Consider the following 25,918-nt stretch of genomic DNA (forward strand, 5'->3'; position numbering starts at 1 on the left):
GGAAACGCCCGGACACATTCCGAACCCGGAAGCTAAGACTCGCAGCGCCGATGGTACTGCAGGGGGGACCCTGTGGGAGAGTAGGACACCGCCGGACATTCATTGAGGAATGGCCACCCACAGTGCTCGATCGCGAGCGCTGGCGGGTGGCCATTTTCTCGTTAACAGGCCATTCTTCGGCCTCGGCAGTACGGTTGAGTCCATCGAGACTCCACACACGACAGGAACAGCGTGAGCGATTCGAGGCACGACTCGGCAGACCAGGAGCGGCCCAAGCGGGGCGCCCGAGATGCCGAGCGATCGCAGGGAACGGGCCGATCGGCCGGCCGCAACGATCGCCAGACGACGAAGTCATCGGGCGGCTACGGTGCGAAGCGTCACTCCTCGAGCAGCGATCGCAAGCCCTATGGCGACCGGGACCACCGCTCGCAGTCAGCCGATCGGGACGCGAAGCGTCCGTACGGCGATCGAGATGACAAGCCGCGCGCTGATCGCGAGCGGAAGCCCTATGGGGATCGTGATGCGAAGCGTCCGTACGGTGACCGTGACCGCAAGCCCTATGGGGATCGTGATGCGAAGCGCCCCTACGGTGACCGTGACCGCAAGCCCTATGGGGATCGTGATGCGAAGCGCCCCAATGGTGACCGTGACCGCAAGCCGCATGGTGACCGTGACCGCAAGCCCTATGGGGATCGTGATGCGAAGCGCCCCTACGGTGACCGCGATGCGAAGCGCCCCTACGGTGACCGTGACCGCAAGCCCTACGGTGACCGTGATGCGAAGCGCCCGTATGGCGATCGCGACCGCAAGCCGCACGGTGACCGCGACCGCAAGCCGTACAGCGACCGGAGCGATCGCAGGCCCTCCGCGGCGGGCCGTCGAGCCGACGACCACACCGGGGCGCGCCGCGACGACGTGTCGCGCGAACGTTACGGTGCATCCGACCTCGCCGTGCGCGCGCGCCACGATGACCCCGAGATTCCCGAGCGTCTCCAACCGCGCGACCTCGACAAGGGCGCGCGTGCAGAACTGAAGACGCTCAGCAAGGAGAACGCCGACTGGGTTGCTCGGCACTTGGCCGCGGCATCCGAGTTCTTGGATGACGACCCGGCACTGGCGCACCAGCACGCGGTGTCGGCGGCACGCCGCGCCGGGCGTATCGCCGTCGTACGAGAGACGCTCGCCATCACCGCCTACGCGACCGGCGACTTCGCGCTGGCGCTGCGGGAGTTGCGCACGTATCGGCGGATCTCGGGCAGCAACGACCAGCTTCCGCTCATGGTCGACAGTGAACGCGGGGTCGGTCGCCCCGACCGCGCGCTCGAGGTCGGTCGCGCCGTGGATCGCGCCGAACTGCCCGTCGCCGTCCAGGTGAGCCTCGCCATCGCGATGTCCGGCGCACGCCTCGACCTGGGTCAGCCTGAGCTCGCACTTGCCGAACTCGAGATCCCGCAGCTCGATCCCGACCGCGCGTTCTCGTACAGCCCCGCCCTGTTCTCGGCCTACGCCGAGGTGCTCGAGGAGCTCGGACGTACGGCCGAGGCTGCCGACTGGCGCGCCCGCACGGCCCGCGCCGAAGCCGCGCTCGGGGGCCCGGCCGAAGACGAGATCGTCGAGATCTTCGAGATCGAAGAGGAGGCTGAAGGGCAGCCCGAGGCAGACGACGCCGACGTCGAGCGCGAAGACGACCCGGGTGCGGTGCTCGAAGACGATGTCGCCGCGGTCATCGCCGAAGGCGAGGCGCTCGATGCGGAGTCGAACGAGGCCGAGGCGCTCGGGGCGGAGTCGAACGAGGCCGAGGCGCTCGGGGCGGAGTCGAACGAGGACGGGCGCGATGGGCCAGTTCCGAGCGCGCACTGAACCGTCGACGCCCCTCGAGGGTGTCGATGCCGTGTTCGCCGATCTCGACGGAGTGGTGTACGCCGGACCCCACGCGATCCCGCACGCGGTCGAGAGCCTCAACCGGGTGAAGGCCGACCGCTCGGTCGGGTACATCACGAACAACGCCTCGCGGAGCGATGCATCCGTCGCCCGCCATCTCGCCGACCTCGGACTCGAGGTCACGCCGCACGACGTGGTCACCTCGCCGCAAGCGGCGATGCAGCTGCTCGACGAGCAGGTCGCTCCGGGCTCGCTCGTGCTCGTCGTCGGCGGCGAGGGCATCGTCATCGAGCTCGAGAAGCGCGGGTACCGCGTCACGCGGTCCGCCGACGATGCTCCCGACGCCGTCGTGCAGGGGTTCGCACCCGATGTCGCCTGGACCCACCTCGCCGAAGCCGCGTTCGCGCTGAATGCGAACGGCGGTCCGGATGCCGCGACGCCGGGGATCCCGTGGATCGCGACCAACATGGACTGGACGATTCCGGTCGCCCGCGGCATCGCTCCCGGCAACGGCACGCTCGTGTCGGCGGTGCACACCGCCGTCGGGCGATTCCCGCTCGTCGCGGGCAAGCCCGAGACCCCGATCTTCGAGGAGGCCCGGCGTCGGTTCGAGGTCGCCTCGCCGCTCGTCGTGGGTGACCGTCTCGACACCGACATCCTCGGTGCGAACCGTGCGGGCATGGCCAGCGCGGTCGTGCTGACGGGCATCGACCGCGCCAAGCAGTTGCTGGCCGCCGATGCGGCGAGCCGGCCCGACTTCATCCTCGGCGACCTGCGCGACCTGCACGCGCCGTACCCCGTCGCCGAGCGGGTGCGTGGCGGGACGGTGCGCGTCGGCTCCGCGCGCGTACAGCTCGAGGGCAACCGCGTGCGCATCGTCGACGAGGGAGCCGGCGGGCTCGACCTGCTGCGCGCGGCGTGCACCGCGATCTGGGAGTCGGGTGTGGCGATCCACGTGCTCGACGTGCCCGAGCGCCTGTACGCGTGAGCGGGAACCGCGCCGGTAGAGCCCGGGTGCATGCGCGGATCGCCGGATGCCCGCGGTGACGCATCGCAGGCACGGGGTAGCGTGGTCGGGTGAGCAATGACGAGGAGACCGACTCCGCAGCCGAGCGCACGCGGCCGTCGGTCGAGCAGGACGACCGCCGGGTCCGCGATCGCGAGGGAGCGGCATCCGATTCCGCAGCCGAGGCGATTCGCGATCTCGAGCAACAGCCGCTCGGTGAGCGAGCACCCGGCTACCAAGCCCTCGCCGACCGCCTTCGCGTCGAACTCGAGCAGTCCGACCCGCACGGTGCCCGCTGAACGATGGCAGAACAGCGACTCGATGCGGCACTCGCCGCTCGCGGGCTTGCGCGCTCGCGCACCCACGCGGCCACACTCATCGCCGCCGGTGAGGTCACGGTCGACGGTCGCCCGGTCGTCAAGCCGTCGCACAAGGTCGGCGACGATGCCGAACTCGCGGTCGCGGCATCCGATCACTACGTGAGCCGCGCCGCGCACAAGCTCATCGCCGCCCTCGACGCCTTCGGCGTAAACCCTGCAGGGCGCGTCGCCCTCGACGCGGGCGCCTCGACCGGGGGCTTCAGCCAAGTGCTGCTCGAGCGCGGGGCGCGCATCGTGCTCGCCGTCGACGTCGGGCACGGGCAACTCGCACCGCGGCTCGTGGACGCGCCCGGGCTCGTGCTCGTCGAGGGGTGCAACGTGCGCAACCTCGATCCGGCGTCGCTCGCGAAGCTCACCGGCGTCGACGAGCGACCCTCGCTCGTCACCGCCGATCTCTCGTTCATCTCGCTCACGACGGTGCTTCCGGCGCTGCGGGCGACCGCCGTCGACGATGCCGACTTCGTGGTGCTCGTGAAGCCGCAGTTCGAGGTCGGACGCGGGGGAGTACGCGAAGGGGTCGTGCGTGACGCCGCGCTGCGCTCCGAGGCCGTCATGAACGTGCTGTGGGCGGCGTTCGACCTCGACCTCGGCACGGCCGGCGTCTTGTCCTCCCCAATCACCGGCGCGCACGGAAACCTCGAGTACCTCGTGCATCTCAGCGCGACCGTGGGGTCGAATCCGACAGAATGGTCAGGTCGGGTCGACGAACTGGCAGGAGGAGCGCACGCGTGAATGGCTCACGGCACTTCCTGGTCGTCTCGCACACCGGCCGGCAGTCTGCGCTCGAAGCGACGGGTGAGGTGTGCACCCAGCTCATCGCCGCCGGTGCGGTGCCCGTGATCGCCTCCGAGCAGTGGGACGAGGTGCACGAGCACGTACCCGAGCTCGACGGCGGCGTCGCCCGCTTCGAAGACGTCGATCCCGCCCGCATCGAACTGGTCATCGTGCTCGGCGGCGACGGAACGATCCTGCGCGCCGCCGAGATCGTGCGCGGCGTGCCGGTGCCGCTCCTCGGTGTGAACCTCGGGCATGTCGGCTTCCTCGCCGAGAGCGAGCGTGACGATCTCGGATACACGATCGCGCGGGCGCTCGCGCGCGACTACGTCGTCGAGGAGCGCATGACGATCTCGGTCCGAGCCAAGGTCGGCGCCGAGGTCGTCTACGAGAGCTGGGCGCTCAACGAGGCCACGGTCGAGAAGGCCGAGCGCGAGCGAATGCTCGAGGTCGTCATCGAGGTCGACCGTCGACCGCTGTCTTCGTTCGGTTGCGACGGCGTCGTGATGTCCACGCCCACAGGGTCGACGGCGTATTCCTTCTCCGGCGGCGGCCCCGTCGTGTGGCCGAGCCTCGAGGCGCTGCTGCTCGTGCCGCTCAGCGCGCACGCACTCTTCGCCCGGCCGCTCGTCGTCGGACCTGAATCTTCGCTCGCGGTCGAAGTGCTCGAACGCACCGAGACGTCGGCGGTCATCTGGTGCGACGGTCGGCGCACGTTCGACCTGCCGCCCGGGGCCAGGGTGATCGTGCGCAAGTCCGACGTGCCCGTTCGCCTGGCCAGGCTCCACGAGGCGCCGTTCACCGACCGGCTAGTGAACAAGTTCCAGCTGCCGGTCACCGGCTGGAGGGGACCGGTGGGTCGTGATTGAAGGCCGCAATGATTGAAGAACTCGGCATCCGCGACCTCGGCGTCATCGCCGAGGCGACGCTTCCGCTCGGGGCAGGCTTCACCGCCGTGACCGGCGAGACCGGCGCGGGCAAGACGATGGTGGTCACCGCGCTCGGGCTGTTGCTCGGTGCCCGTTCCGACGCGGGTGCGGTGCGGTCCGGCGCCAAGCAGGCCTGGGTCGAGGGGCGCTGGCTCGTGCCCGATGACGGCGCGATCGCCGAGCGTGTTGCCGAGACCGGCGGAGAGGTCGAGGCAGGCGAGCTGCTGCTCGGGCGATCGGTGTCGTCCGAGGGCCGCAGCCGAGCCGTCGTCGGCGGGCGTAGCGCGCCGGTCGGAGTGCTCGGCGAACTCGGCGATGAGCTCGTCGTCGTGCACGGCCAGGCCGATCAGCAGCGTCTGCGGTCGGCGGTGGCGCAGCGCGAGGCGCTCGACCGGTTCGCCGGACCGGCGCTGCACGACGCGCTCGAGGCCTATCGCACCGCCTTCTCCGCGTGGCGAGCCGACGCCGCAGAACTCGCGCGCCTGCGCGAGGCGCACGACGCGCGGGCACGCGAGGCCGAGGCATTGCGCGCCGACCTCGACGAGGTCGAGGCGGCCGATCCCCAGCCCGGCGAAGACACCGAGCTGGCCGAGCGGGCCGATCGGCTCTCGAACCTCGAAGAGCTTCGCGTCGCGGCGGCGCAGGCGCGTGCACTCGTGTCGGCCGACGACGTCGTCGACGATGCTCCCGACAGCGTCACGCTCGTCGAGGCGGCGCGCAGGCACCTCGACAGGGTGGTCGACCATGATCCCGCACTCGCGCCGATCGCCGAGGCCCTCACGAACGCCGGCTTCCTGCTCGCCGATGCGGCGGCAGAGCTCGCCGGGTACCTCGCCGGGCTCGACGCCGACGGGGCACGCGAGCTCGAGATCGTGCAGGAGCGGCGGGCAGCGCTCGCCGCCCTCGTCCGTCGTCACGGCGTCTCGCTCGATGATGTGCTCGATTTCCGCCGCGACGGCGGGCTCCGGCTCGTCGAGCTCGACGGCGACGACGAGCGCATCACCGAGCTCGACTCCTCGGTCATCGCACTCGAGTCCGAGGTCGACCGACTCGCCACCCGAATCACCGAGCTTCGCACCGAGGCGGCCGATCGACTCGCCGACGCGGTGACGCGCGAGCTCGCAGCGCTGGCGATGCCCGATGCGGCCCTGAGCGTGAGCATCGAGCCCACGGCCGAGCCGACGGCGCACGGGCGCGATCAGGTCGCGATCCTGCTGCGCCCGCACCCCGGCACCGAGCCGCGTCCGGTGGCGCGCGGCGCGTCCGGCGGCGAACTCTCACGCGTGATGCTCGCGATCGAGGTCGTGATCGCCGGTACCGATCCGGTTCCCACCTTCGTGTTCGACGAGGTCGACGCGGGCGTCGGCGGCGCGGCGGCGATCGAGATCGGTCGCCGCCTCGCGCGCCTCGCCGAACGCTCGCAGGTGATCGTCGTGACGCACCTCGCGCAGGTCGCGGCATTCGCGACGAATCACCTCAGCGTGGTCAAGGGCACCGACGGCGCGGTCACGGCGTCGAGCGTGCGGCAGCTCTCGGGAGTCGAGCGCGAGGCTGAGATGGCTCGGCTGCTGTCGGGGCTCTCCGACTCCGAGAGCGGGCTCGCGCACGCTCGTGAACTGCTCGAGATCGCCGCGGACCGCGCCGCGTGAACGCGGGGTGCCGGTCGCATCAGCTCGGATCCGCTCGGCTCCGAATCGACGAAGGGGGAACGTGTGGGGCATGTCGCGACGAACGACGGCGAACGTCGGTTAGACTATAAGCCCGTGGTGGATGAACGCGGCAAGGCGCAGAGCGCAGATATTTCGAACGACACGACCAAGCACATCTTTGTGACCGGTGGTGTCGTTTCTTCGTTGGGCAAGGGGCTCACGGCCGCCAGCCTCGGCAACCTCCTGACGGCCAGAGGCCTCAGGGTGGTCATGCAGAAGCTCGACCCGTACCTGAACGTCGACCCGGGAACGATGAACCCGTTCCAGCACGGCGAGGTCTTCGTCACCGACGACGGGGCCGAGACCGACCTCGACATCGGGCACTACGAGCGGTTCCTCGACATCAACCTGAGCCAGGCGGCGAACGTCACCACCGGCCAGATCTACTCGACGGTCATCGCGAAGGAACGACGCGGCGAGTACCTCGGCGACACCGTGCAGGTCATTCCGCACATCACCGACGAGATCAAGCGTCGCATGCGCCTGCAGGCGAGCGAGACGCCCAAGCCCGATGTCATCATCACCGAGATCGGCGGCACCGTCGGCGACATCGAGTCGCAGCCGTTCATCGAGTCGGCGCGGCAGGTGCGCCATGAACTCGGTCGCAAGAACGTGTTCTTCGTGCATGTCTCGCTCGTGCCCTACATGGGTGCATCGGGCGAGCAGAAGACCAAGCCCACCCAGCACTCCGTGGCCGCGCTGCGCTCGATCGGCATCCAGCCCGACGCGCTGGTGCTGCGAAGCGACCGACCCGTCACCGAGGCGAACAAGCGCAAGATCGCCCTCATGTGCGACGTCGACGAGGGCGCCGTGGTGAACGCCGTCGACGTGCCGTCGATCTACGACATCCCCACGATGCTGCACGAGCAGGGGCTCGACGCCTACCTCATCGACGCGCTCGGCCTCGATGGCAGGGCGAACGACGTCGACTGGTCGGGCTGGAGCGACCTGCTGCGTGTCGTGCACGAGCCCAAGCACGAGGTCACCATCGGTCTCGTCGGCAAGTACATCGACCTGCCCGACGCGTACCTCTCGGTGACCGAGGCGCTGCGGGCCGGCGGGTTCGCCAATGACGCCAAGGTCAGGATCGAGTGGATCCCGTCCGACGAGTGCCAGACCCCCGAGGGCGCTCAGAAGCACCTCGCCCACCTCGACGGCATCTGCGTGCCCGGCGGGTTCGGCGTGCGCGGCATCGAGGGCAAGCTGGGGGCGCTGCACTTCGCACGCGAGAACGGCATTCCGGTGCTCGGTCTCTGCCTGGGCCTGCAGTGCATGGTCATCGAGTACTCCCGGAACGTCGTGGGCCTCGACGGCGCCTCGTCGAGCGAGTTCGATCCCGACACGCAGTTCCCCGTCATCGCGACCATGGAGGAGCAGGTCGAGATCATCGCCGGCGGCGACCTCGGCGGCACGATGCGCCTCGGCCTCTACCCGGCGAAGCTCGCCGACGGGTCGATCGCGGCCGAGCTCTACGGCTCGACCGAGGTGTCCGAGCGCCACCGTCACCGCTACGAGGTCAACAACTCCTTCCGCGACCGCATCGCCGAGGCAGGCCTGTCGTTCTCGGGCATGTCGCCCGATCGGCACCTGGTCGAGTTCGTCGAGCTGCCGCGCGACGTGCACCCGTTCTACGTGGGCACCCAGGCCCACCCTGAACTGCGCAGCCGCCCGAACGACGCGCACCCGCTGTTCCGCGGCCTCGTCGGCGCGGCGCTCGACCGTCACCTCGCCAGCCAGCTCTTCGACGACGACAACGACTGACGCGATGGAAGACATCGTGGACGAACCCGTCGAATACCCGCTCATCGAGAGCGAGCGGGTGTACGAGGGCCGGGTGTGGGACATCCGTCGCGACACCTTCGAACTCGGCGGCCAGCAGATCGCGCGCGAGTACATGGCGCACACCGGTGCGGTCGGCGTGTTGGCGCTCGACGCCGACGATCGCGCGCTGCTCATCAAGCAGTACCGGCATCCGGTGCGCACGCGCGACTGGGAGATCCCGGCCGGACTGCTCGACGTCGAGGGCGAGGATCCGCTCGCGACGGCGCAGCGCGAACTCGCCGAAGAGGCCGACCTCGAGGCATCCGAATGGGCGGTGCTCGCCGACTTCGCGACGTCGCCCGGCGGCAGCGACGAGGTGATCCGCGTGTACCTGGCGCGCGATCTGCGCGCCACCGACGAGCCGTTCCCGCGTGAGGCCGAGGAAGCCGACATGGAGACCAGGTGGGTGCCGCTCGACGAGTGCGTCGATGCGGTGCTCGGCCGGCGCGTCCGCAACGCGCCGCTGTCGATCGCGGTGCTCGCTGCGCAGGCGGCGCGCGCACGCGGGTGGCAGACGCTGGGCGCGGCGGATGCGCCGTGGCCGGGCCGGTCGCCCGCAGGGGAGCCGTCGGCAACGCGATGACCTCGAGTGCGCCGGTCGACGAGTACCTTCGGCATCTCGCCGTCGAACGCGGACTCGCGCGGAACACGATCACCTCGTACCGCCGCGACCTCACGATCTACGGCGAATGGCTCGCACGTCGCTGCATCGTGGGGCCGGCTTCGGCCACCGAGCGCGACCTCGCCGACTTCGTGCGGTTCCTCGGAGCGGAACGCGAGCCGACGCTCTCGACCGCGTCGATCGCGAGGGTGCTGTCTGCGGTGCGCGGGCTGCACCGATTCCTCGCCGAGGAGGGAGCCGTCGAGTCCGACGTCGCCCGTGAGCTCCGCCCGCCGAAGGCGCCGATCCGGCTGCCGAAGGCGATCCCGGTCGAAGACGTCGTGGCGCTCATCGCGGCGGCCGGCGGCGACGAGGTCAGCGAGCTTCGCGACGTCGCCCTGCTCGAACTGCTCTATGCGACCGGAGCGCGCGTGTCGGAGGCGGTGTCCCTGAACGTCGACGACCTGGTCGACGACGAGGTCGTGCGGCTCTTCGGCAAGGGGGGCAAGCAGCGCATCGTGCCGCTCGGCAGCTACGCTCGCCGCGCCGTCGACGCCTACGTCGTGCGTGCCCGGCCGCTGCTGTCGGCTCGGGGGAGCGCCACGCCGGCGCTGTTCCTCGGCGTACGGGGCCGGCGCATGTCGCGCCAGGCGGTGTGGGACGTGATCAGGACTGCGGCCGATCGGGCCGGCATCGACGCGTCGGTTTCACCGCACACGTTGCGGCACTCGTTCGCCACCCACTTGCTCGAGGGCGGGGCCGATGTGCGCGTCGTCCAGGAGCTGCTCGGGCACTCCTCGGTGGCGACGACGCAGATCTACACCCTGGTCACAGCCGACACACTCCGGGAGATGTACACGGCAGCCCACCCCCGTGCTCGCTAGAATCGACCAAGCACCACGCCCAGCATGGAGAGAAGACGACACGTGACGCAGCACCAGCACGACCCGGCGGACGGAATCGCTTCGCTCGAGCCGGAGCTGGGCCCGACCGGTCGACCGTTCCGTGAATTCCCCGATCCCGCGCCACTGAAGTCGCACGGGCCGGCCCGCATCATCGCCCTGTGCAACCAGAAGGGCGGCGTTGGCAAGACCACGACGACGATCAACCTCGGTGCGACCCTCGCCGAGTACGGCCGCCGCGTGCTCGCCGTCGACTTCGACCCCCAGGGCGCGCTCTCCGCGGGACTCGGGGTGAAGACACACGACGTGCCGACCATCTACGACCTGCTGCTTTCGCGCAACCTCGATCCGAAGGACGTCATCCAGTCGACGCCGGTCGCAGGCCTCGACGTGATCCCGGCGAACATCGACCTCTCGGCTGCCGAGGTGCACCTGGTCACCGAGGTCGCTCGCGAGCAGATCCTCGCGAGCGTGCTGCGACGGGTCGCCCCCGACTACGACGTCATCCTCATCGATTGCCAGCCGTCGCTCGGCCTGCTCACCGTGAACGCGTTGACCGCGAGCCACGGGGTCGTGATCCCGCTCGAGTGCGAGTTCTTCGCGCTGCGCGGCGTGGCGCTGCTCATCGAGACCATCGACAAGGTGCGCGATCGGCTCAACCCGGCGATCGAACTCGACGGCATCCTCGCGACCATGTACGACGCGCGCACCCTCCACTCGCGCGAGGTGCTCGAGAGAGTCGTCGACGCCTTCGATGGCAAGGTGCTCGAGACGGTCATCACGCGCACCGTGAAGTTCCCCGACGCCACGGTCGCCGCGACGCCGATCACCGAGTTCGCTCCCGAACACCAGGCGTCGAAGGCCTACCGGCAGTTGGCCAGGGAGCTGGTCTTCCGTGGCGCGGTCGCCTGAGGCCGCGTCGGCTTCGGAACAGCCCACGCCGGGTGCGGCGACGGATACGACTGAGCCGAGCGACGATCGTGCTGCCGACGCCCCCGACGCCGGATTCCGCGTCGCCCTGACCAACTTCGAGGGCCCTTTCGACCTGCTGCTCTCGCTCATCGCCAAGCATGAGCTCGACATCACCGAGGTGTCGCTGTCGAAGGTGACCGACGAGTTCATCTCGTACCTGAAGGGCCTCGATTCCGAGGAAGAGCTCGACCGCGCGTCGGAGTTCCTCGTGGTGGCGGCGACGTTGCTCGACCTGAAGGTCGCGGGGCTGCTGCCGCAGGGCGAACTCGTCGACGCCGAAGACGTGGCACTGCTCGAGGCTCGTGACCTGCTGTTCGCGCGGCTGCTGCAGTACCGGGCGTTCAAGGAGGCGGCACGGTGGTTCGGCGGCCACCTCGAGGCCGAGGGTGCCCGGCATGCGCGCGCCGTGCGCCTCGAGGAGCGGTTCCGGCAACAGCCGCCCGAGCTCAAGTGGACCCTCTCGGCCGCCGACTTCGCGGCGATCGCCACACTGGCACTGACACCGCGCGAGATCCCCGTCGTCGGACTCGACCACCTGCACGCGCCGCTCGTGTCGATCCGCGAGCAGGCCGCGCATGTCGTCGCGGTGCTGCGGCGCGGCGACGCGGTCACGTTCCGCCAGCTCATCGCGGGCGTCGGTCAGCCGGGGGTCGTGGTCGCCAGGTTCCTGGCCGTGCTCGAGCTCTACCGGCACGCAGCGATCGGGTTCGAGCAACTCGAACCGCTCGGCGAGCTGACCCTGCGCTGGGCCGCCGAGACCTGGTCCGATGACAACCTCGAGAGCCTGGGGGCCGACTATGACGAATGAGACGCCACAGCGGGTCGAGGTGGGAGCGGAGCGACCGTCTCGAAACCTCGACGCCGCGGACGAGGGGTTCGAGACGCCTCCTTCGTCGGCTCCTCAACCCACGGATCACGCAGGTCCGGAGCTGTCGGTGGCGACCCCGCTCGACGTGCCGGGCCAACCTCGGCTCGACCTCGACCGTGCGCTCGAGGCGATCCTGTTCATCGCCGACGAGCCGCAGAGCGTCGTGCACCTCGCCGCGGCCGTCGCCCGCCCGGTGGCCGAAGTGCGGGCGTCGATCGCACGACTGAAGGCCGACTACGACGGCGACGGCCCCTCGGGTGAACCACGCACCGACACCGCCGGCGACGGGAGCGAGGCGCGGGGCATCCGTCGTGGTTTCGAACTGCGCGAGGTCGGCGGCGGCTGGCGTTTCTACGTGCGCGCCGAGTACGACGCGCTCGTGGCCGACTTCGTGATCACCCAGTCGTCGACGAAGCTGTCGCAGGCGGCGCTCGAGACCCTCTCGGTCATCGCCTACAAGCAGCCGATCTCGCGGTCGCAGGTCGCGTCGATCCGGGCGGTCAACGTCGACTCGGTCGTGCGCACGTTGCTCGGCCGCGGACTCGTCACCGAGGTGTCGACCGACCCCGAGACCGGGGCGATCCTCTACGGCACCACCGACCTGCTGCTCACGAACCTCGGCATCAACTCGCTCGATGAGCTGCCGCACATCTCGCCGTTGCTGGACGACGGCCAGGAGGGATTCGACCTTGACCACCGATGAGCCGAACGCGGATTCGCCCGAGGGGGTTCGCCTGCAGAAGGTGCTCGCCGCGGCAGGCGTCGCCAGCCGCCGCGTCGTCGAGAACTACATCGTCGAGGGCCGCATCGAGGTGAACGGCCGCGTCGTCACCGAGCTCGGCACCCGCATCGACCCCGCGACCGACCACGTCTCGGTCGACGGCGTCGCCGTGCAGCTCGACACCGCCAAGCGCTACTACATGCTGAACAAGCCGCGTGGGGTGGTGTCGTCGATGCGCGATGAGCAGGGCCGGCCCGACCTGCGCCGGTTCACCGACGAGCTCGACGAGCGCGTCTACAACGTCGGCCGACTCGACGCCGAGACGAGCGGGCTGCTCGTGCTCACGAACGACGGCGAACTCGCCCACGTGCTCGCACACCCGTCGTTCGGCGTCGAGAAGACCTACATCGCCAAGGTGAAGGGCAGGGTGACCCCGCAGGTCATCCAGCGACTGAAGAACGGCATCGATCTCGACGACGGGCCGATCGCGGCAGACAAGGCGCGCATCCTGCAGCAGCAGGCCGGCGAGCGGCACACGATGGTGGAGCTCACGCTGCACTCGGGCCGCAACCGCATCGTGCGGCGCATGTTGGATGCGGTGGGACATCCGGTCGTCGAGCTCGTGCGCCGCAGCTTCGGCCCGCTGCACCTCGGTACACTGAGGTCTGGTCAGCTGCGTGAGCTGACGAAGACCGAGCGTGGCCAGTTGCTCACCATCGCCCGGGCCGCACGCGGCGGTTCCGGTGCGAACGAGGGGAGCTGAGGTGGTCGAGTCGCGGCTCACGGGTCCGGTTCGGGTCGTCGGTACGGGCCTGCTCGGCACGAGCGTCGCACTCGGGCTGCGGGCCCGCGGCATCGACGTGATCCTCGCCGACGCTTCGCCGACACACGTCGCGATCGCCGTCGACCTCGGCGCAGGACGTGCCGCCCAGCCCGGTGACGCGCCGCAGCTCGTCGTCGTGGCGGTGCCGCCCGACGTGACCGCCCGCGTCGTCGCCGAGGAGCTCGGAGCGTTCCCCGAGGCGATCGTCACCGACGTCGCGAGCGTCAAGGGCGGCATCCTCGCCGAACTCGAAGACGTCGGCGCCGACGTCTCCCGCTACATCGGTTCGCACCCGCTCGCGGGCCGCGAACGCGGCGGGCCGCTCGCCGCCCGCGCCGACCTCTTCGCGGGACGACCCTGGGTGGTCGCCGCGCACGACGCGATCAGCTACCAACGTGCGGGCGCGATCGACGACCTCATCCTCGACCTCGGCGCCACGCTCGTCGAGATGACCCCCGACGAGCACGACCGCGGCGTCGCCCTCATCTCGCACGTGCCGCAGGTGGTGTCGAGCATCATGGCGCGCCGCTTCATCGATGCCCCGAACGCCGCGCTCGGCCTCGCCGGCCAGGGCGTACGCGACGTCACTCGCGTCGCGGCGAGCGACCCCGACCTGTGGGTGCAGATCCTCGGGGCGAATTCGGCTCCCGTCCGCGACATCCTGCTCGCGTTCCGCGAGGATCTCGATCGCTTCATCGACGCGCTCGGCGATCCGGCCGCACCCGGCGCTCGCCGCCGCGTCGCCGAAGAGCTCACGGGCGGCAACACCGGCGTCGCGCGGCTGCCCGGCAAGCACGGCACCGACAAGCGGTTCACGACCGTCATCGTCATGGTCGACGACAAACCGGGTCAGCTCGCCCGCCTGCTCGCCGAGATCGGCGAGATCGGCGTGAACCTCGAGGACCTCAGGCTCGAGCATTCGCCGGGCCGCCAGGTCGGCCTCGCCGAGGTGCAGGTCGTGCCCGAGGCCGCCGACCGACTGACCAACGAGCTGGCCGAACGCGGCTGGCGCATCGCCGGCTGAGCCGGCCCAGCACCACATGGAGGCAGCAGTGCAGTTCCCCGTCGTCGTGGCCGTCGATGGTCCCGCTGGCAGCGGCAAGTCGAGCGTCTCGAAGGCGGTGGCACAGCGGCTCGGCTACGGCTTCCTCGACACGGGAGCCGCATACCGCGCTCTCGCCTGGCACGCCGAGGCCAGCGGGGTCGAGACCGACGACGACGCCTCGGTCGTCGCGTGCCTCGCGAGCTTCGGCTATCGCATCGGCACCGACCCGGGCGGATACCGCGTGCACGTCGGCGAGACCGACGTCACCGACGCCATCCGAGACCCGCAGATCTCGTCGATCGTGAGCCGCGTCGCGCGCGTGCCCGAGGTGCGCACGCACCTCATCGAGCTGTTCCGCGCGATCATCGCAGCCGAGGTGCGGCCGGGAATCGTCGTCGAGGGCCGCGACATCACGACGGTCGTCGCACCCGACGCGCCGGTGCGCATCCTGCTCACCGCCTCGGAGGAGGTACGGATGTCCCGGCGTGCCGCCGAACTCGTCGGGCACGACGCGGGCACGACGGGCGAGCAGCTCCGTGCGCGCGACCGCGCCGACTCGAAGGTCGTCGACTTCATGAACGCGGCCGACGGCGTCACCGTGGTCGACTCGACCGAGCTCGACTTCGAGCAGACGGTCGATGCGATGATCGCGGTCGTCGCGGACTCGATTGTCGGGTAGCGACGGGTTCTCGGCGCCTCGAGCGGAGAGTCGCGGCCTCACCGCTACGTGAGTGCGTCGATCGCGTCGAAGATGCCGAGTTCGCTCGCGGCGCTGACCGCGACGAGGAATCCGAGGATCCCGAGGATCCAGGCGGTGTTCTCTGCGGCAGTGCGTTCGAGCCATTCCGCGAGCCGCTCGAGCGGGCGCTTCACGAGCGGTGCCGCGATGAGGCGCAGCGCGAGCAGGACGAGCGCGGGCGCGATCATCACCGCGCAGTAGGCGGCCAGCGCGGCGATGCGCACCGGCATGGCGAGCTCGGCCTCGGCGATCATGCCCATCGCGACGAGGTAGGGCAGCATCGTCGCCACCTCGATGAGACCTGCGGCGACCGCCACGGCCATGACGTTGGCGGGCGAGGCGGCGTCGGAGAGCAGGCGGTCTCGCCATCGTGAGATGCGACCGCCGGGCGCCGGCACCGGCGCCTCGGCGGCTCTGCCAACCGCTTCGCCATGGTCGTTCGCCTCGCCGGCGGGATTCGCGCCGTGGTCGCCCGCCGTGGCGGCGACCGGTGTCCGCTGCTTCTCGCTCGTCGGCATCGCGATGGCGACGAGCAGCAGGGCCACACCGATGACGAGCCGCACGACGAGCCCCGCGGGGGAGTTCAGGAGGTCCTGCCCGACCTCGACGAGGTTCACCATGCCGAGCGTGAACAGCACGCCGACGACGAGATAGAAGCCCGCGATCGTGACGAGGTAGAGCAGCACCCGACCGCCCCGCAGGCGGGGAGCGAGCAGCAGGAACACCGGGATGAGGAGGGTGCCGATGCTGAGGCCGTCGAGGAGGGCGAGTGCTGCGAGCGAGAGCTCGAGCTGGGCGTCGGTGAGGAAATCCATTCCGCAAGCCTCTCGCCGCACTCGCACGAAGGGATCGGGCGGATGACTGAGGCGAGCGAGGGGCGTCTCGTCCTTTCGGCGTAGGCCCGCACGACCGGCGCATGGTTCGATGGAGGGCATGGCGACGAGGAGCGAGGCGGGCGACGTGCACGAGCTCAGTGCCCCGCGCGGCTGGGTGCAGCGGCACCGCCCGCTGCTCGACGCCGCGGGCATCGCCGCGGTGAGCGTGGTCGCGGCGGCCGCGGGCCTCGGCGAGATCTGGGACGTGCTCTCGATGCTCCCCGAACCCGTCTCGCCATGGTGGGGCGTCGTGATCGCCGTACCCGGCATCGTCTGCGTCGCGCTGAAGCGGCGATACCCGCGCACGGGACTCGCGATCGTCACCGTGCTCAGCGTGATCGCGCTCTTCACCGTCGGCGGGCTCGGTACCCTCGTCGCGTTCCTCGATCTGCTCTGGACGGTCACGTTCCGTGCCACGCCGGCGGGGCGTCGCCGCATCCTCGCTGCGTGCATCGCGGGGACCGCGGCGATCACGTCCCTCTCGCTCGTGCTGACCGGCGATGTGCGCATCGCAGTGCTCATCGGCCTCCAGCTCGGCGCACTGCTCGGCACCGACTACTGGTGGGCGACGGCCGTCGCCCAGGCGAACGAACTCGCCGAGCTGCATCGCCGCGAGGCGCGCGAAGTGGTGCGCCTGGCCGAGCGCGACCGCGATGCAGCGCTGCAACGAGAACGCGATGGGATGGCCCGTGAGCTGCACGATCTCGTCGCGGGCCACGTGTCGGCGATGGCGATCAGGGCCGAGGCCGCCCTGTCGAGCGGACGCGATGCCGCCGCAGACGGCGCCGCGCTCCGAGCCGTGCGCGACTCGAGTCTCGAGGCGCATCACGCACTGCGTTCGATGATCACGGTGCTGCGCGCCGGCGGTGGCGAGCTCGTTGTGCCGCCGCGACTCGATCGCGTGCCCGGTTACGTCGACGAGGCACGGCGAGCGGGTCTGGCGGTGCGCTTCGACGGCCCACCGCAGGCCGCGGTGCCCGCCGCGGTCGAGCAGCTCGCGGCGCGAGTGGTGCAGGAGTCCCTGGCGAACTGCGTGCGACATGCGGCCGGCGGCCAGGTCGCGATCGAGATCGAGGTCGACGCTCGCGCACTCGTCGTTCGTGTGGATTCACGCGACGGCCGGCCGCTCGACCGCCCCAGCCTGCCCGGAAACGGCAGCGGGCTCGCCATGCTCGGCGAACGTGTGCGCGCACTCGGCGGACGCTTCGACGCGGGCCCGGCCGGCACCGGTTGGTCCGTGCAGGCATCCCTCCCGGTGGGCGCATGAGTGCGCCGCGAGTGCTGCTCGTCGACGATCACGGCGCCATCCGCGAGGCACTGCGCATCATGCTCGAGACGCACGGGCTCCAGGTCGTGGGCGAGGCTGCCGACGGTGCCGCGGCCGTGCGCAACGCCGCCGCCCTGCGACCCGACGTCGTGCTCATGGACCTCCGCATGCCCGGCATGGACGGGGTCGCGGCGACCCGCACGATCCTCGAGCGCGGCCTCGGCGACGTTCTCGTGCTCACGAGTTTCGACGAGGACGAGCTCGTGTTCGGGGCGATCCGCGCGGGCGCTGCCGGGTTCCTGCTCAAGACGGCGGATGCTGCGACACTCGTCGATGCCGTGCATCGCGTTGCGGCGGGCGAGGGAGTGCTCGACCCGCGGGTCACGCGGCGAGCGTTCGCGGCGCTCGCCGGTGGCGGGTCGGCGGTCGTCGAGCACGACTTCTCCGGCGGCGCGGTGGACGATGCGGGGGAGCGTGACGAAAAGCCCCTGTCGCGCCTGACCGGGCGCGAGCGAGATGTGCTCGCCGGGATGGCTCGGGGCTGGTCGAACGCCGAGCTCGCCGAGCGCCTCGGCATCGCGGTGCCCACCGCGAAGACACACGTCTCGAACGTGCTCGCGAAGCTCGGGGCGCGCAGCCGCACGCACGCGGTGGCGATCGCGCGGAGGAACGACCTGGGCGAGTGAGTCGCGGGACTCGTGGCCGTTCGACCCCCGTGCGGCGGTCTGCGAGAGCCGCGGCATCCGATGTTCCCAGCCTGGATACGGCAGACTGGTAGCCGCGCGCAGTCGCGCCGACGACGTTCCAGGAGACAGCATGACCGACCAGCGCGACGAGTACGACGACGAGGGGATCGTCGACGACGATCTCGCCGAACGCCTCGCCGACGTCGACGACGACCTCGCCGACCAGCGAGCCGCCGCCCTGCGCTCGGGGCTCTCCGACTATGAGCTCGATGAAGACGACCTCGAGGTGCTCGAGATCTCGGAAGAGGGCGAGGAGGGCATCCGCTACCTGCCGGCGCTGCCGGTCATCGCGATCGTCGGCCGACCGAACGTCGGCAAGTCGGCGCTCGTGAACCGCATCCTCGGCCGCCGCGAGGCCGTCGTCGAAGACACGCCGGGTGTCACCCGCGACCGGGTGTCGTACAAGGGCGAGTTCCTCGACCGTCGATTCACGCTCGTCGACACCGGCGGGTGGGAACCTGACGCAAGGGGCATCGACGCGTCGGTGGCCGCGCAGGCCGAGGTCGCGATCGACCTCTGCGACGTCGTGATGTTCGTGGTCGACGCGATCGTCGGGGCGACGGCGACCGACGAGCACGTCGTGCGACTGCTGCGCAAGACCAAGAAGCCCGTGTTCCTCGTGGCCAACAAAGTCGACGACGCCCGTCAGGAACCCGAGGCAGCCGCGCTCTGGAACCTGGGGCTCGGCGAGCCCTACCCCGTCTCGGCGCTGCACGGCCGCGGGGTCGCCGACCTGCTCGAAGAGGTGTTCAAGGTACTGCCGCAGGTTTCGGCCGTGGCGAAAGAGGAATTCGGCGGGCCGCGCCGCGTCGCGATCCTCGGCCGCCCGAACGTGGGCAAGAGCTCGCTGCTGAACAAGGCGGCCGGCGAGGAGCGCGTCGTCGTGAACGAGCTCGCGGGCACCACGCGCGACCCGGTCGACGAGCAGATCGAGCTGGGCGGCAAGATCTGGCGCTTCGTCGACACCGCCGGCATTCGCCGTCGCGTGCACCTGCAGCAGGGCGCAGACTTCTACGCGTCACTGCGCACCCAGGCCGCGCTCGAGAAGGCCGAGGTCGCGGTCGTGCTGCTCGACGTGTCGCAGCCGATTTCAGAGCAGGACGTGCGCATCATCGACCTCGTGCTCGAATCGGGCCGTGCGCTCGTGCTCGCGTACAACAAGTGGGACCTGCTCGACGACGACCGCCGCCGTTACCTCGAGCGCGAGATCGAGCAGGACCTGCACCATGTCGCGTGGGCGCCTCGCGTGAACATCTCGGCGCGCACGGGCCGGCACCTCGAGAAGCTCGTGCCCGCCCTCGAGACGGCGCTCGAGTCGTGGGACACGCGCATCGCGACGGGCAAGTTCAACGCGTTCCTCACTGAACTCACCCAGGAGCACCCCCACCCCGTGCGCGGCGGCAAGCAGCCCCGCATCCTGTTCGGAACGCAGGCCGTGAGCCGTCCGCCGACATTCGTGCTGTTCACGACCGGGTTCCTCGACCCGGGCTACCGCCGGTTCATTCAGCGGCGCCTGCGCGAGATCTACGGGTTCGAGGGCTCGCCGATCGTGGTGAACATGCGCGTGCGCGAGCGCCGGCAGCGGTAGCGTCGGGCGCGCCGGCGAGACGTATCGAGGAGGGGCCGTGAGCGGGTCGGATGTCGCGTTCGACAGCGCGGCCTCGGCGGTGGTCGCCGCACTGACCGCGCTCATCGCGCGACTCGACGAGGCCGAGCGTGCCGCAATCGTCGACGAACCCGACGCGGTGCATCAGGCCCGCATCCTCGTGCGCCGGCTGCGCAGCGTGCTCAGGACGTTCCGGCCGCTCTTCGACCGGGCGAGCGTGGATGACCTGCGGGCGTCGCTCGACGAACTCGGCGATGAGCTGGGCGACGTGCGCGACATCGAGGTGCGGGTCGAGCACGCCGAGCGCCACCTCGCCGACTCGGTGCCGGCCGAAGCGGTGCCGCCCGGGATGTACGAGCGACTCGTCCACGCCGAACGCGAACGATATCGCATCGCGCATGCCGAACTCGTCGGGTTCCTGGGGGGCGGCGGGCATGGTCCGCGGTTGCTGGAGTTCGTCACCGAGCCCCCGTTCTCGGCACGCGCGACCCGCCGTGCGCCCAAGGAGCTTGCGCGGCTGCTTCGCCGCGAGTACCGGCGTGTGCGCAAGGCGGCCCGTGAGGGGACTGATGAGCTCGAGTCGCTGCACCGGCTGCGGCGTCTGGCTCGACGCTTGCGCTACGCCTGCGAGGCGGTGACCGAGGTGCCCGCCGCGGTGTTCGGAGACGACGTCGCCGGAATCGCGTCAGCGGCGCAGTCGGTGCAGGACGTGTTGGGCGATCACCGCGACGAGGTCCTGTTCGCGCTGCAGGTGCAGCAGGCTGCCGAGGCGGCGAAGGACGACGGCGAACCGATCGATGCATACACAACGGTGGCGGATGCGGCATTCGCGGACGCCGCGCGGCGGCTCGAGGACTTGCCCGACGCGTCGAGCGCGCTGCGCAGGCGGGCGAAGGTTCTGAAGCCTCTGTCGTGATGTAGCTACTCGCGAAGCCGCAGCTGCATGATCGCGCGGTCGGCGTTCGGTCGCGCGACCTCGGTGAATCCCGCGTCGACGAACATCGACACCGTGCCGTGGAAGAGATCGGCGGCAGGGATCTTGTCGTGCTTGGTCGGGTCGACGGCGTAGCCCTCGACGAGGCGACCGCCGTTCGCGCGCGCGAATGCGACCGCGGCCTCAGCCAGGGCACGGCCGACTCCGCGCCTGCGGTAGGCGCGGGGCACGACGAAGCATGAGATCGCCCAGACGTCGGGCTCGTCGAGGTCGGGATTGGGCGTGCTGCCGGCGATGAGTCGGCTCTTCTTCAGCCGCGTGAGGTTGGCCCGGGGCTCGACGGCGCACCAGCCCACCGGAATGTCGTCGTCGTATGCGAGCAGGCCGGGGCCGGCGCCGGGGGACTTCAGCTGCGCCTCGAGCCGATCGCGCAGACCCTCGTCGCCGATGCTGCGCCAGTCGCTGCCGGGAATCTTGTACCACTGGCACCAGCAGTGCGCGGGGTCGCCCTTGGTGCCGAACACGGCCTCGACATCGGCGAACGGTGCGGTGTCGGCAGGCACGACGCGCAGCGGCGCGGGCTCGAGATCGTGGGTCACCTCGGTCATCATGCGGCAACGCTATCGGGGACCGCCGACACTGAGACGAGCAGCCGCTCGCGGGAGATCGTGAAGATAGGTAACAATGTAGTACCATCACTATCATGACTGCTGGCATCACCGTGCTCGATCGGCTGCTCGAGGTGAGCGAGCTCTTCCAGAGCGACATGGCCCGCGCGTTCGACGGCACGTCGCTCACGACGGCCCGCGTGCGGGTGCTGTGGGACCTCGTGGCGGCCGGCCCATCGACGCAGCACGCGCTCGCCGAGCGGCTCGAGGTGAGTCCCCGCAACATCACGGGGCTCGTCGATGCGCTCGAGTCGGGTGGGTACGTCACCCGCACCCCGCATCCGACCGATCGGCGTTCGATCATCGTCTCGCTCGAGGCATCCGCTGAACAGATGATGCGGCAGATGCAGGCCGACCACGCCGCGCTCTCGGCCGACCTGCTGGGTGCCGTCGACCCCGCCGACCGCGAGGCACTCGTGCGCGGCGTCGATGCGATCGCCGGGCGTCTGCGCGAACTCGTCGCCGCGCATCGTGAGGCGAGCGCATGAGCATGACGAGCACGACCCGCACCGAGGCATCCGTCTGGCGACGCATCGGCAGCTTCGCGAAGCGTGCGCTGATGCTCGAACTGCGCATCTACGCGAGCATCGCCCGTTTCGTCGCGCGCCGCCCGGCGGTCGCGCGCGGCGCGGCGGGCTTCGGCTTCCACAAGCCGGTGCTCACCGTGCTCATCGTCTTCATCGTGCTCTCGGCGGTCGAGATTCCCATCGTCGACCTGATCGTGCACCCGTGGCCGGTCGTGCGCATCACGCTGCTCGTCATCGGCATCTGGGGCGTCACCTGGATGATCGGGCTGCTCTGCGCGTACCTCATGCGGCCGCACACCGTAGGGCCCGATGGGATTCGCGTGCGCGGCGGGCTCGACACCGACATCGCGCTCAGCTGGGACGACATCGCGTCGGTCGCGCGCAACCTGCGCGTCGACCAGCCCAAGGCGCCGAAGGTCGTCGAGGCCGAGGGCTCGCGCACGCTGATCCTGCGCATCAACTACGAGACCAACATCGAGATCGAGCTCGAGCGCCCGACGGTCGTGCGGCTGCCCGGTCACGGGGCAAGTGGCGGCGCGCAGACTGTGACGGCCGTGCGTATCTGGGTCGATGATCCGGCGGCGTTCATGGATGCGGTGCGCGCCTACCTCTGAGCGGATGTCCCGTGGTCACGCGGTGTGCACGAGCACCCCTGCGGATGCCGCTATGATGGTCAAGTTGTCTTCTGCGGAAGCGGACGGCATCGGGCTGTGGCGCAGCTTGGTAGCGCACTTGACTGGGGGTCAAGGGGTCGCAGGTTCAAATCCTGTCAGCCCGACCAAAAAGTCCCGGAAACTCAAGGGTTTCCGGGACTTTTGAGGTTAAGAGATTTGATCCTCCCATCGAAAACCCATCACTTTCATCCCTTCAGGACACCTGATCCGGACTTGCCGTCCGAGACGGCCGTGTCGTCACCGGTCGGTTCCGACTTCTCAGGAGCGCAATGCGCACCTGGGGGGTATGAACACGCACGAGGATCTGCCGATCAGTTCCACGACGGTACCCGCCGACGCATTCGGGCTCGAGCCGCTCTTGGACGTCACGGAGCTGGCTGCCTATCTAGGTGTGCCCGTCGCGCACGCCGACTTACTGGCCATCACCGCCAAGCAGCAGGCCGAGACGGCGGTCGCTGACGAGACGGACGCGCTCCTCGCCCAGATCGGCAAACTCCAGAACCGCATCGGCGTGCTGGAGAAGGAGAATGCCCAATTGGTAGAGCAAGCCGCCCTCGACTACGAGGACGGCACTTCCGAGAAGCTGAAGAAGCACGTGGAAACGACCGCCCTCGCGCATGCCAAGGACGAGAAGGATCGCGCCTACAGCCGCGAGAACGAGGTGCACGCGATCCTGCTGCTCGACATCGAGCCGCAGCATCGCGGCGGCGCGGGCCGCTCTCTACATGTAGCTGCGGGAAACTCACCGCCGAATGCCCGGAGTGGCAGGCGATCGAACCGATCCGCGCTCAGTTGCCCGTGTGGGAGAAGCAGCAGCTCAAGCGGATGTCCGAGGAGCGGCCGTTCGGGCTACCTCGGCGACACCCCGCCGCGAGAAGTGTCCACGGCAGCACGCCACGCTGGGCGTTCAATGGAATGCCGGAGGACATCGCCCGGCTCGACAAGGACGTCCCTAACCGCGAGCGGCGGGCAGGCTGATCTAGTGCTCCGTCCGACCAGGATTAGCTATCTCGCAGGTCAGCCGCGGATGACCTCAGGTCGCTTAGGACGTTCTCGTGCACACCGCGCTCGGCGAGGTCATCGACCAAGGTCTCCGCTTCATTCGCCGCAGCATCCGTGTTGCCAATTTCGGAAAGGAGCGATGCTCGCATCGCGACAAGGCCGCCGTACGACAGATTCTCTGCCCGACCGCCGGATTCGTGATAGGCGCGCATGGCCGGCTCGGTGAGCTCGAGCGCGTTCTCCGGCTCCGCACTGTGGAATTTCACGAGCGTGCTCTCATCCTGCCGGTAGAAGTCCGGCGCAATGCTCTGTGCAACGGCGATGGACGCCTTTGCGCCGAGTGCGTCGTCAGCGAAGCGCTCGCTGGCTTCCTGCAGGGTGTCGAATCCGGCTGCGAGGTATGGAGACTTCGAGCCTCCAAGAGCCAGCGTCAGTCCCACCTCTCGAGTGAGGAAGTTGTCAGCGAATCGGTCCTTCGACGTGTCGGTGGGGTAGCCGACGGTGAGGTTCAGGGTGTTCGAGGTCTCAAGCAACCCAGCACCGTGATAGACCGCTCGGATCATGTAACGGCCGGGGATAGCGAAGGTGAACCCGCGGGCGCCGTATGTCAGCGGTACAAGTACGCTGAGTCGGTCAGTTCCGACGGTGCCGCCGTCGTCGGCGGACGGACCGAGGTCGACTACTTCGGGGATGCCGCTGAGGCAGAAGACCGAATCGAAAGTGAGACGACTTCCGTCGGGCCGTTGCACGAACACCGTCGTATTGCCGTACTTCGGGTCCAGCCGTTGATCGACCGTCAGAGGTGCATCCGTTCGGTTGCGCAGTCGGAACTCAATATCCACGGGCTCGAGGAACTCGAAGAAGCTCTTTGAGCGCAGCAGGAGCTCGACTGGGCCGCCGGGTTCACTCTGGATCGTTGAATCCGCGGGACTTTCGAGGTGACCGCCGGACGCCCATGGGTCTGCCCCCATGATGACGCCCGCGCGGTCGCCGTGCCGCATATGGATCAGCTCTTCGTCGTCGAAGCGGAAGTAGAACCGACTCCAGAAGGTGTCTGCGCCGTTGATCGCGTCGTACCTGTAGTCGTAGTTCATCCACGATAGGGATGACGGCCGTGACTTGTTCCAGGAGTGCAACAGATTGAATGCGTGGCCTGCCTCATGCACCCAGGTATAGAGGAAGTGGCGCATCGCCCAGGCCTCATCCTGGGTCGTGGGCGTTTCCGTGACGAGGTTGTCGAACCATTCGTGATTGCGGAACACGGCAAAGCCCTGCCGGTCTGGTGCTTCGCCTGCGCCGCCAAACCCGGCGGCGGCGTCGAACATGATGCCTCCGGTGAGTGGGTCATCGAAGCTTCCAGCTTGCAGTCCCCACATCTTCCAGGCTGGCCAGGTGCCGGCGAACTGGCTGAATGCGGTTTCCATGGCATCATGCAGTTCTCCAGGAGACCAGCTAACGAAGCCGGCCGCCGAATCATCGATGACTGTATGGACAGGGTCGATGGTCACGCCGATGCCCGCTTCGCGGTACGCCCGCTCGATCGTGATCACGCGGTCTGAGGTGTCCGCTGGCCGGTTGTTGTGCCAACGGCTTCCATACACCGGCACCTTCGGCTCAACGTCGACGGACGAGCAGTAGTCGAGCTCGAGTCGGATGTCGCGGAAAGTATCCGATTCGTATGTGATCGTGTACGACGTCTCGTCCAGTCCAACTCTGAACACCGCCGTACCTGGTTGAATCCCCGTGTAGTTCCATGGAATGCGGATTACTGCCGTCGTGACCGGGTGGATCCCCTGCCAGAACCGTAGTTGTCCTGAAATGGCGACGGCGCATCCAGCCCACTGGACCGTTGGCCTGTCGATAATCCACGAGCCGACGTAGGTGCGGACCGTGCGCCAGTAGAACCCGTCCTTCACGGCCCGCGTGGAATAGAAGTCGCCGCTCACCCTGTTCATGACTGGCGAATCCTTGCTAAAGCGCGGGTCGATGTCCACACGGAGATCCACCGTCCTGCCAAACAATGCGACGATCGCCTGCCGACCGGAGTACCTGCCGCTTATCCGACGACGAGGCCAGCATCGCCACCAATCGTTCGGGAGCGGTGAAGGAAAGCCATCGGGCGGAACAGGATGCGGGAACGGCTCCGGCGGGTATGGCGGCGGGTATGGCGGCGGGGGGAACGGAGGCGGAACAGGCGGCGGACCCGGGATCGGACCACCCAAATCCGGAGTCTCGCCCGAGTTGAAGTCGTCGGAAATGAAGTTCACCGGATCATCGCACATTTCTCCAGCCCCCCAGCTGCTTGAAGAACACGAATGAACGCTTGCGTGTAGTCGAGTATTCCTCGGTTACGTCTTAACGTCTGTCCTCAGTTCGGAGGACTTTTGCTCGCAAAGCAGTCGTTCTGTGCGATTGCCTCCGACATGTCCCAAGGCGGATCTCCATACC

General features: G+C 69.2%; 26 protein-coding genes, 1 tRNA gene and 1 rRNA gene. 23 read left to right on the forward strand and 5 right to left on the reverse strand.

Annotated features, from left to right (window positions below):
• Positions 1–97 (forward strand): 5S ribosomal RNA (rrf, locus tag LQ757_RS06040); the annotation flags it as partial.
• Between the two features lie 335 nt (positions 98–432).
• Here rrf and LQ757_RS06045 read toward each other — a convergent pair.
• Positions 433–966, reverse strand: a complete 534-nt coding sequence (locus LQ757_RS06045; protein ID WP_231046335.1) for a hypothetical protein — start codon at positions 964–966, stop codon at positions 433–435.
• On the opposite strand from LQ757_RS06045, the gene LQ757_RS06050 reads away from it, so the two are divergent.
• The 15 genes from LQ757_RS06050 (at position 952) to cmk (ending at position 15,111) form a co-directional block, all read left to right on the forward strand.
• Positions 952–1,860 (forward strand): tetratricopeptide repeat protein, encoded by a 909-nt coding sequence (locus LQ757_RS06050; RefSeq protein WP_231046336.1) that lies wholly within the window; start codon positions 952–954, stop codon positions 1,858–1,860. The two genes, LQ757_RS06045 and LQ757_RS06050, sit on opposite strands and share 15 nt — an antisense overlap.
• Positions 1,835–2,869 carry an HAD-IIA family hydrolase gene (locus tag LQ757_RS06055; protein WP_231046337.1) on the forward strand — a complete coding sequence of 345 codons (1,035 nt, stop codon included), beginning with the start codon at positions 1,835–1,837 and terminating at the stop codon, positions 2,867–2,869. The genes LQ757_RS06050 and LQ757_RS06055 overlap by 26 nt, the downstream gene beginning before the upstream one ends.
• An 89-nt stretch (positions 2,870–2,958) precedes the next feature.
• The gene (locus LQ757_RS06060; RefSeq protein WP_231046338.1) at positions 2,959–3,186 is read left to right on the forward strand and encodes a hypothetical protein; all 228 of its coding nucleotides are present in this window, start codon (positions 2,959–2,961) and stop codon (positions 3,184–3,186) included.
• Positions 3,187–3,189: 3 nt separating this feature from the next.
• On the forward strand, positions 3,190–3,999 hold the full coding sequence (locus tag LQ757_RS06065; protein WP_231046339.1) for a TlyA family RNA methyltransferase: 810 nt from the start codon (positions 3,190–3,192) through the stop codon (positions 3,997–3,999).
• Positions 3,954–4,910, forward strand: a complete 957-nt coding sequence (locus LQ757_RS06070) for an NAD kinase (protein WP_231046340.1) — start codon at positions 3,954–3,956, stop codon at positions 4,908–4,910. The genes LQ757_RS06065 and LQ757_RS06070 overlap by 46 nt, the downstream gene beginning before the upstream one ends.
• An 8-nt stretch (positions 4,911–4,918) precedes the next feature.
• Positions 4,919–6,619: a DNA repair protein RecN gene (gene recN / locus LQ757_RS06075; RefSeq protein WP_231046341.1), complete on the forward strand. Its 1,701-nt coding sequence runs from the start codon at positions 4,919–4,921 to the stop codon at positions 6,617–6,619.
• A gap of 114 nt (positions 6,620–6,733) precedes the next feature.
• Positions 6,734–8,440, forward strand: coding sequence for a CTP synthase (pyrG, locus tag LQ757_RS06080; protein WP_308195576.1), 1,707 nt, complete (start codon positions 6,734–6,736; stop codon positions 8,438–8,440).
• 4 nt (positions 8,441–8,444) lie between these two features.
• Positions 8,445–9,083: an NUDIX domain-containing protein gene (locus tag LQ757_RS06085; protein WP_231046342.1), complete on the forward strand. Its 639-nt coding sequence runs from the start codon at positions 8,445–8,447 to the stop codon at positions 9,081–9,083.
• Positions 9,080–9,985, forward strand: coding sequence for a site-specific tyrosine recombinase XerD (gene xerD / locus LQ757_RS06090; RefSeq protein ID WP_231047305.1), 906 nt, complete (start codon positions 9,080–9,082; stop codon positions 9,983–9,985). Before LQ757_RS06085 ends, xerD begins: the two co-directional genes overlap by 4 nt.
• Positions 9,986–10,027: 42 nt before the next feature.
• On the forward strand, positions 10,028–10,915 hold the full coding sequence (locus LQ757_RS06095; RefSeq protein ID WP_231046343.1) for a ParA family protein: 888 nt from the start codon (positions 10,028–10,030) through the stop codon (positions 10,913–10,915).
• Positions 10,899–11,783 carry a segregation and condensation protein A gene (locus LQ757_RS06100; RefSeq protein WP_372459634.1) on the forward strand — a complete coding sequence of 295 codons (885 nt, stop codon included), beginning with the start codon at positions 10,899–10,901 and terminating at the stop codon, positions 11,781–11,783. Before LQ757_RS06095 ends, LQ757_RS06100 begins: the two co-directional genes overlap by 17 nt.
• On the forward strand, positions 11,773–12,546 hold the full coding sequence (scpB, locus tag LQ757_RS06105) for an SMC-Scp complex subunit ScpB (RefSeq protein ID WP_231046344.1): 774 nt from the start codon (positions 11,773–11,775) through the stop codon (positions 12,544–12,546). The genes LQ757_RS06100 and scpB overlap by 11 nt, the downstream gene beginning before the upstream one ends.
• On the forward strand, positions 12,533–13,327 hold the full coding sequence (locus LQ757_RS06110) for a pseudouridine synthase (protein ID WP_231046345.1): 795 nt from the start codon (positions 12,533–12,535) through the stop codon (positions 13,325–13,327). Before scpB ends, LQ757_RS06110 begins: the two co-directional genes overlap by 14 nt.
• 1 nt (position 13,328) lies before the next feature.
• The gene (locus LQ757_RS06115; RefSeq protein ID WP_231046346.1) at positions 13,329–14,411 is read left to right on the forward strand and encodes a prephenate dehydrogenase; all 1,083 of its coding nucleotides are present in this window, start codon (positions 13,329–13,331) and stop codon (positions 14,409–14,411) included.
• Between the two features lie 16 nt (positions 14,412–14,427).
• On the forward strand, positions 14,428–15,111 hold the full coding sequence (gene cmk, locus LQ757_RS06120; protein WP_372459635.1) for a (d)CMP kinase: 684 nt from the start codon (positions 14,428–14,430) through the stop codon (positions 15,109–15,111).
• 44 nt (positions 15,112–15,155) lie between these two features.
• Here the strand turns inward: cmk and LQ757_RS06125 are convergent, their stop codons facing one another.
• The gene (locus tag LQ757_RS06125; protein ID WP_231046348.1) at positions 15,156–15,986 is read right to left on the reverse strand and encodes a GAP family protein; all 831 of its coding nucleotides are present in this window, start codon (positions 15,984–15,986) and stop codon (positions 15,156–15,158) included.
• A gap of 118 nt (positions 15,987–16,104) precedes the next feature.
• Here LQ757_RS06125 and LQ757_RS06130 point away from each other — a divergent pair, with 118 nt between their 5' ends.
• From LQ757_RS06130 to LQ757_RS06145, 4 genes are all read left to right on the forward strand, one after another.
• Positions 16,105–17,313 carry a sensor histidine kinase gene (locus LQ757_RS06130; protein ID WP_231046349.1) on the forward strand — a complete coding sequence of 403 codons (1,209 nt, stop codon included), beginning with the start codon at positions 16,105–16,107 and terminating at the stop codon, positions 17,311–17,313.
• The gene (locus LQ757_RS06135) at positions 17,310–17,999 is read left to right on the forward strand and encodes a response regulator transcription factor (protein WP_231046350.1); all 690 of its coding nucleotides are present in this window, start codon (positions 17,310–17,312) and stop codon (positions 17,997–17,999) included. Before LQ757_RS06130 ends, LQ757_RS06135 begins: the two co-directional genes overlap by 4 nt.
• Before the next feature lie 130 nt (positions 18,000–18,129).
• Positions 18,130–19,647, forward strand: coding sequence for a ribosome biogenesis GTPase Der (gene der, locus LQ757_RS06140; RefSeq protein WP_231046351.1), 1,518 nt, complete (start codon positions 18,130–18,132; stop codon positions 19,645–19,647).
• Positions 19,648–19,684: 37 nt separating this feature from the next.
• Positions 19,685–20,581: a CHAD domain-containing protein gene (locus tag LQ757_RS06145; RefSeq protein WP_231046352.1), complete on the forward strand. Its 897-nt coding sequence runs from the start codon at positions 19,685–19,687 to the stop codon at positions 20,579–20,581.
• A 5-nt stretch (positions 20,582–20,586) separates the two neighbouring features.
• Here LQ757_RS06145 and LQ757_RS06150 read toward each other — a convergent pair whose 3' ends face one another.
• Entirely contained in the window at positions 20,587–21,210 is a 624-nt protein-coding gene (locus tag LQ757_RS06150) for a GNAT family N-acetyltransferase (RefSeq protein ID WP_231046353.1), read from the reverse strand.
• A 92-nt stretch (positions 21,211–21,302) separates the two neighbouring features.
• Between LQ757_RS06150 and LQ757_RS06155 the strand changes: the two genes are divergently transcribed.
• The 3 genes from LQ757_RS06155 (at position 21,303) to LQ757_RS06165 (ending at position 22,575) form a co-directional block, all read left to right on the forward strand.
• Complete coding sequence (locus LQ757_RS06155) at positions 21,303–21,755, forward strand: MarR family winged helix-turn-helix transcriptional regulator (protein ID WP_231046354.1); 453 nt, start codon at positions 21,303–21,305, stop codon at positions 21,753–21,755.
• On the forward strand, positions 21,752–22,408 hold the full coding sequence (locus tag LQ757_RS06160; protein ID WP_231046355.1) for a hypothetical protein: 657 nt from the start codon (positions 21,752–21,754) through the stop codon (positions 22,406–22,408). Before LQ757_RS06155 ends, LQ757_RS06160 begins: the two co-directional genes overlap by 4 nt.
• A 90-nt stretch (positions 22,409–22,498) precedes the next feature.
• Positions 22,499–22,575: transfer RNA gene (locus LQ757_RS06165), tRNA-Pro, on the forward strand.
• A gap of 305 nt (positions 22,576–22,880) precedes the next feature.
• Here LQ757_RS06165 and LQ757_RS06170 read toward each other — a convergent pair.
• Positions 22,881–23,168: a hypothetical protein gene (locus LQ757_RS06170; protein WP_231046356.1), complete on the reverse strand. Its 288-nt coding sequence runs from the start codon at positions 23,166–23,168 to the stop codon at positions 22,881–22,883.
• A 301-nt stretch (positions 23,169–23,469) separates the two neighbouring features.
• A complete protein-coding gene (locus LQ757_RS06175; RefSeq protein ID WP_231046357.1) occupies positions 23,470–25,464 on the reverse strand; it encodes a hypothetical protein in 1,995 nt (664 codons plus the stop codon).
• Positions 25,465–25,918: the final 454 nt, after the last annotated feature.

This window comes from Agromyces cavernae (genome assembly GCF_021044935.1).
Classification (GTDB): Bacteria; Actinomycetota; Actinomycetes; order Actinomycetales; family Microbacteriaceae; genus Agromyces; species Agromyces cavernae.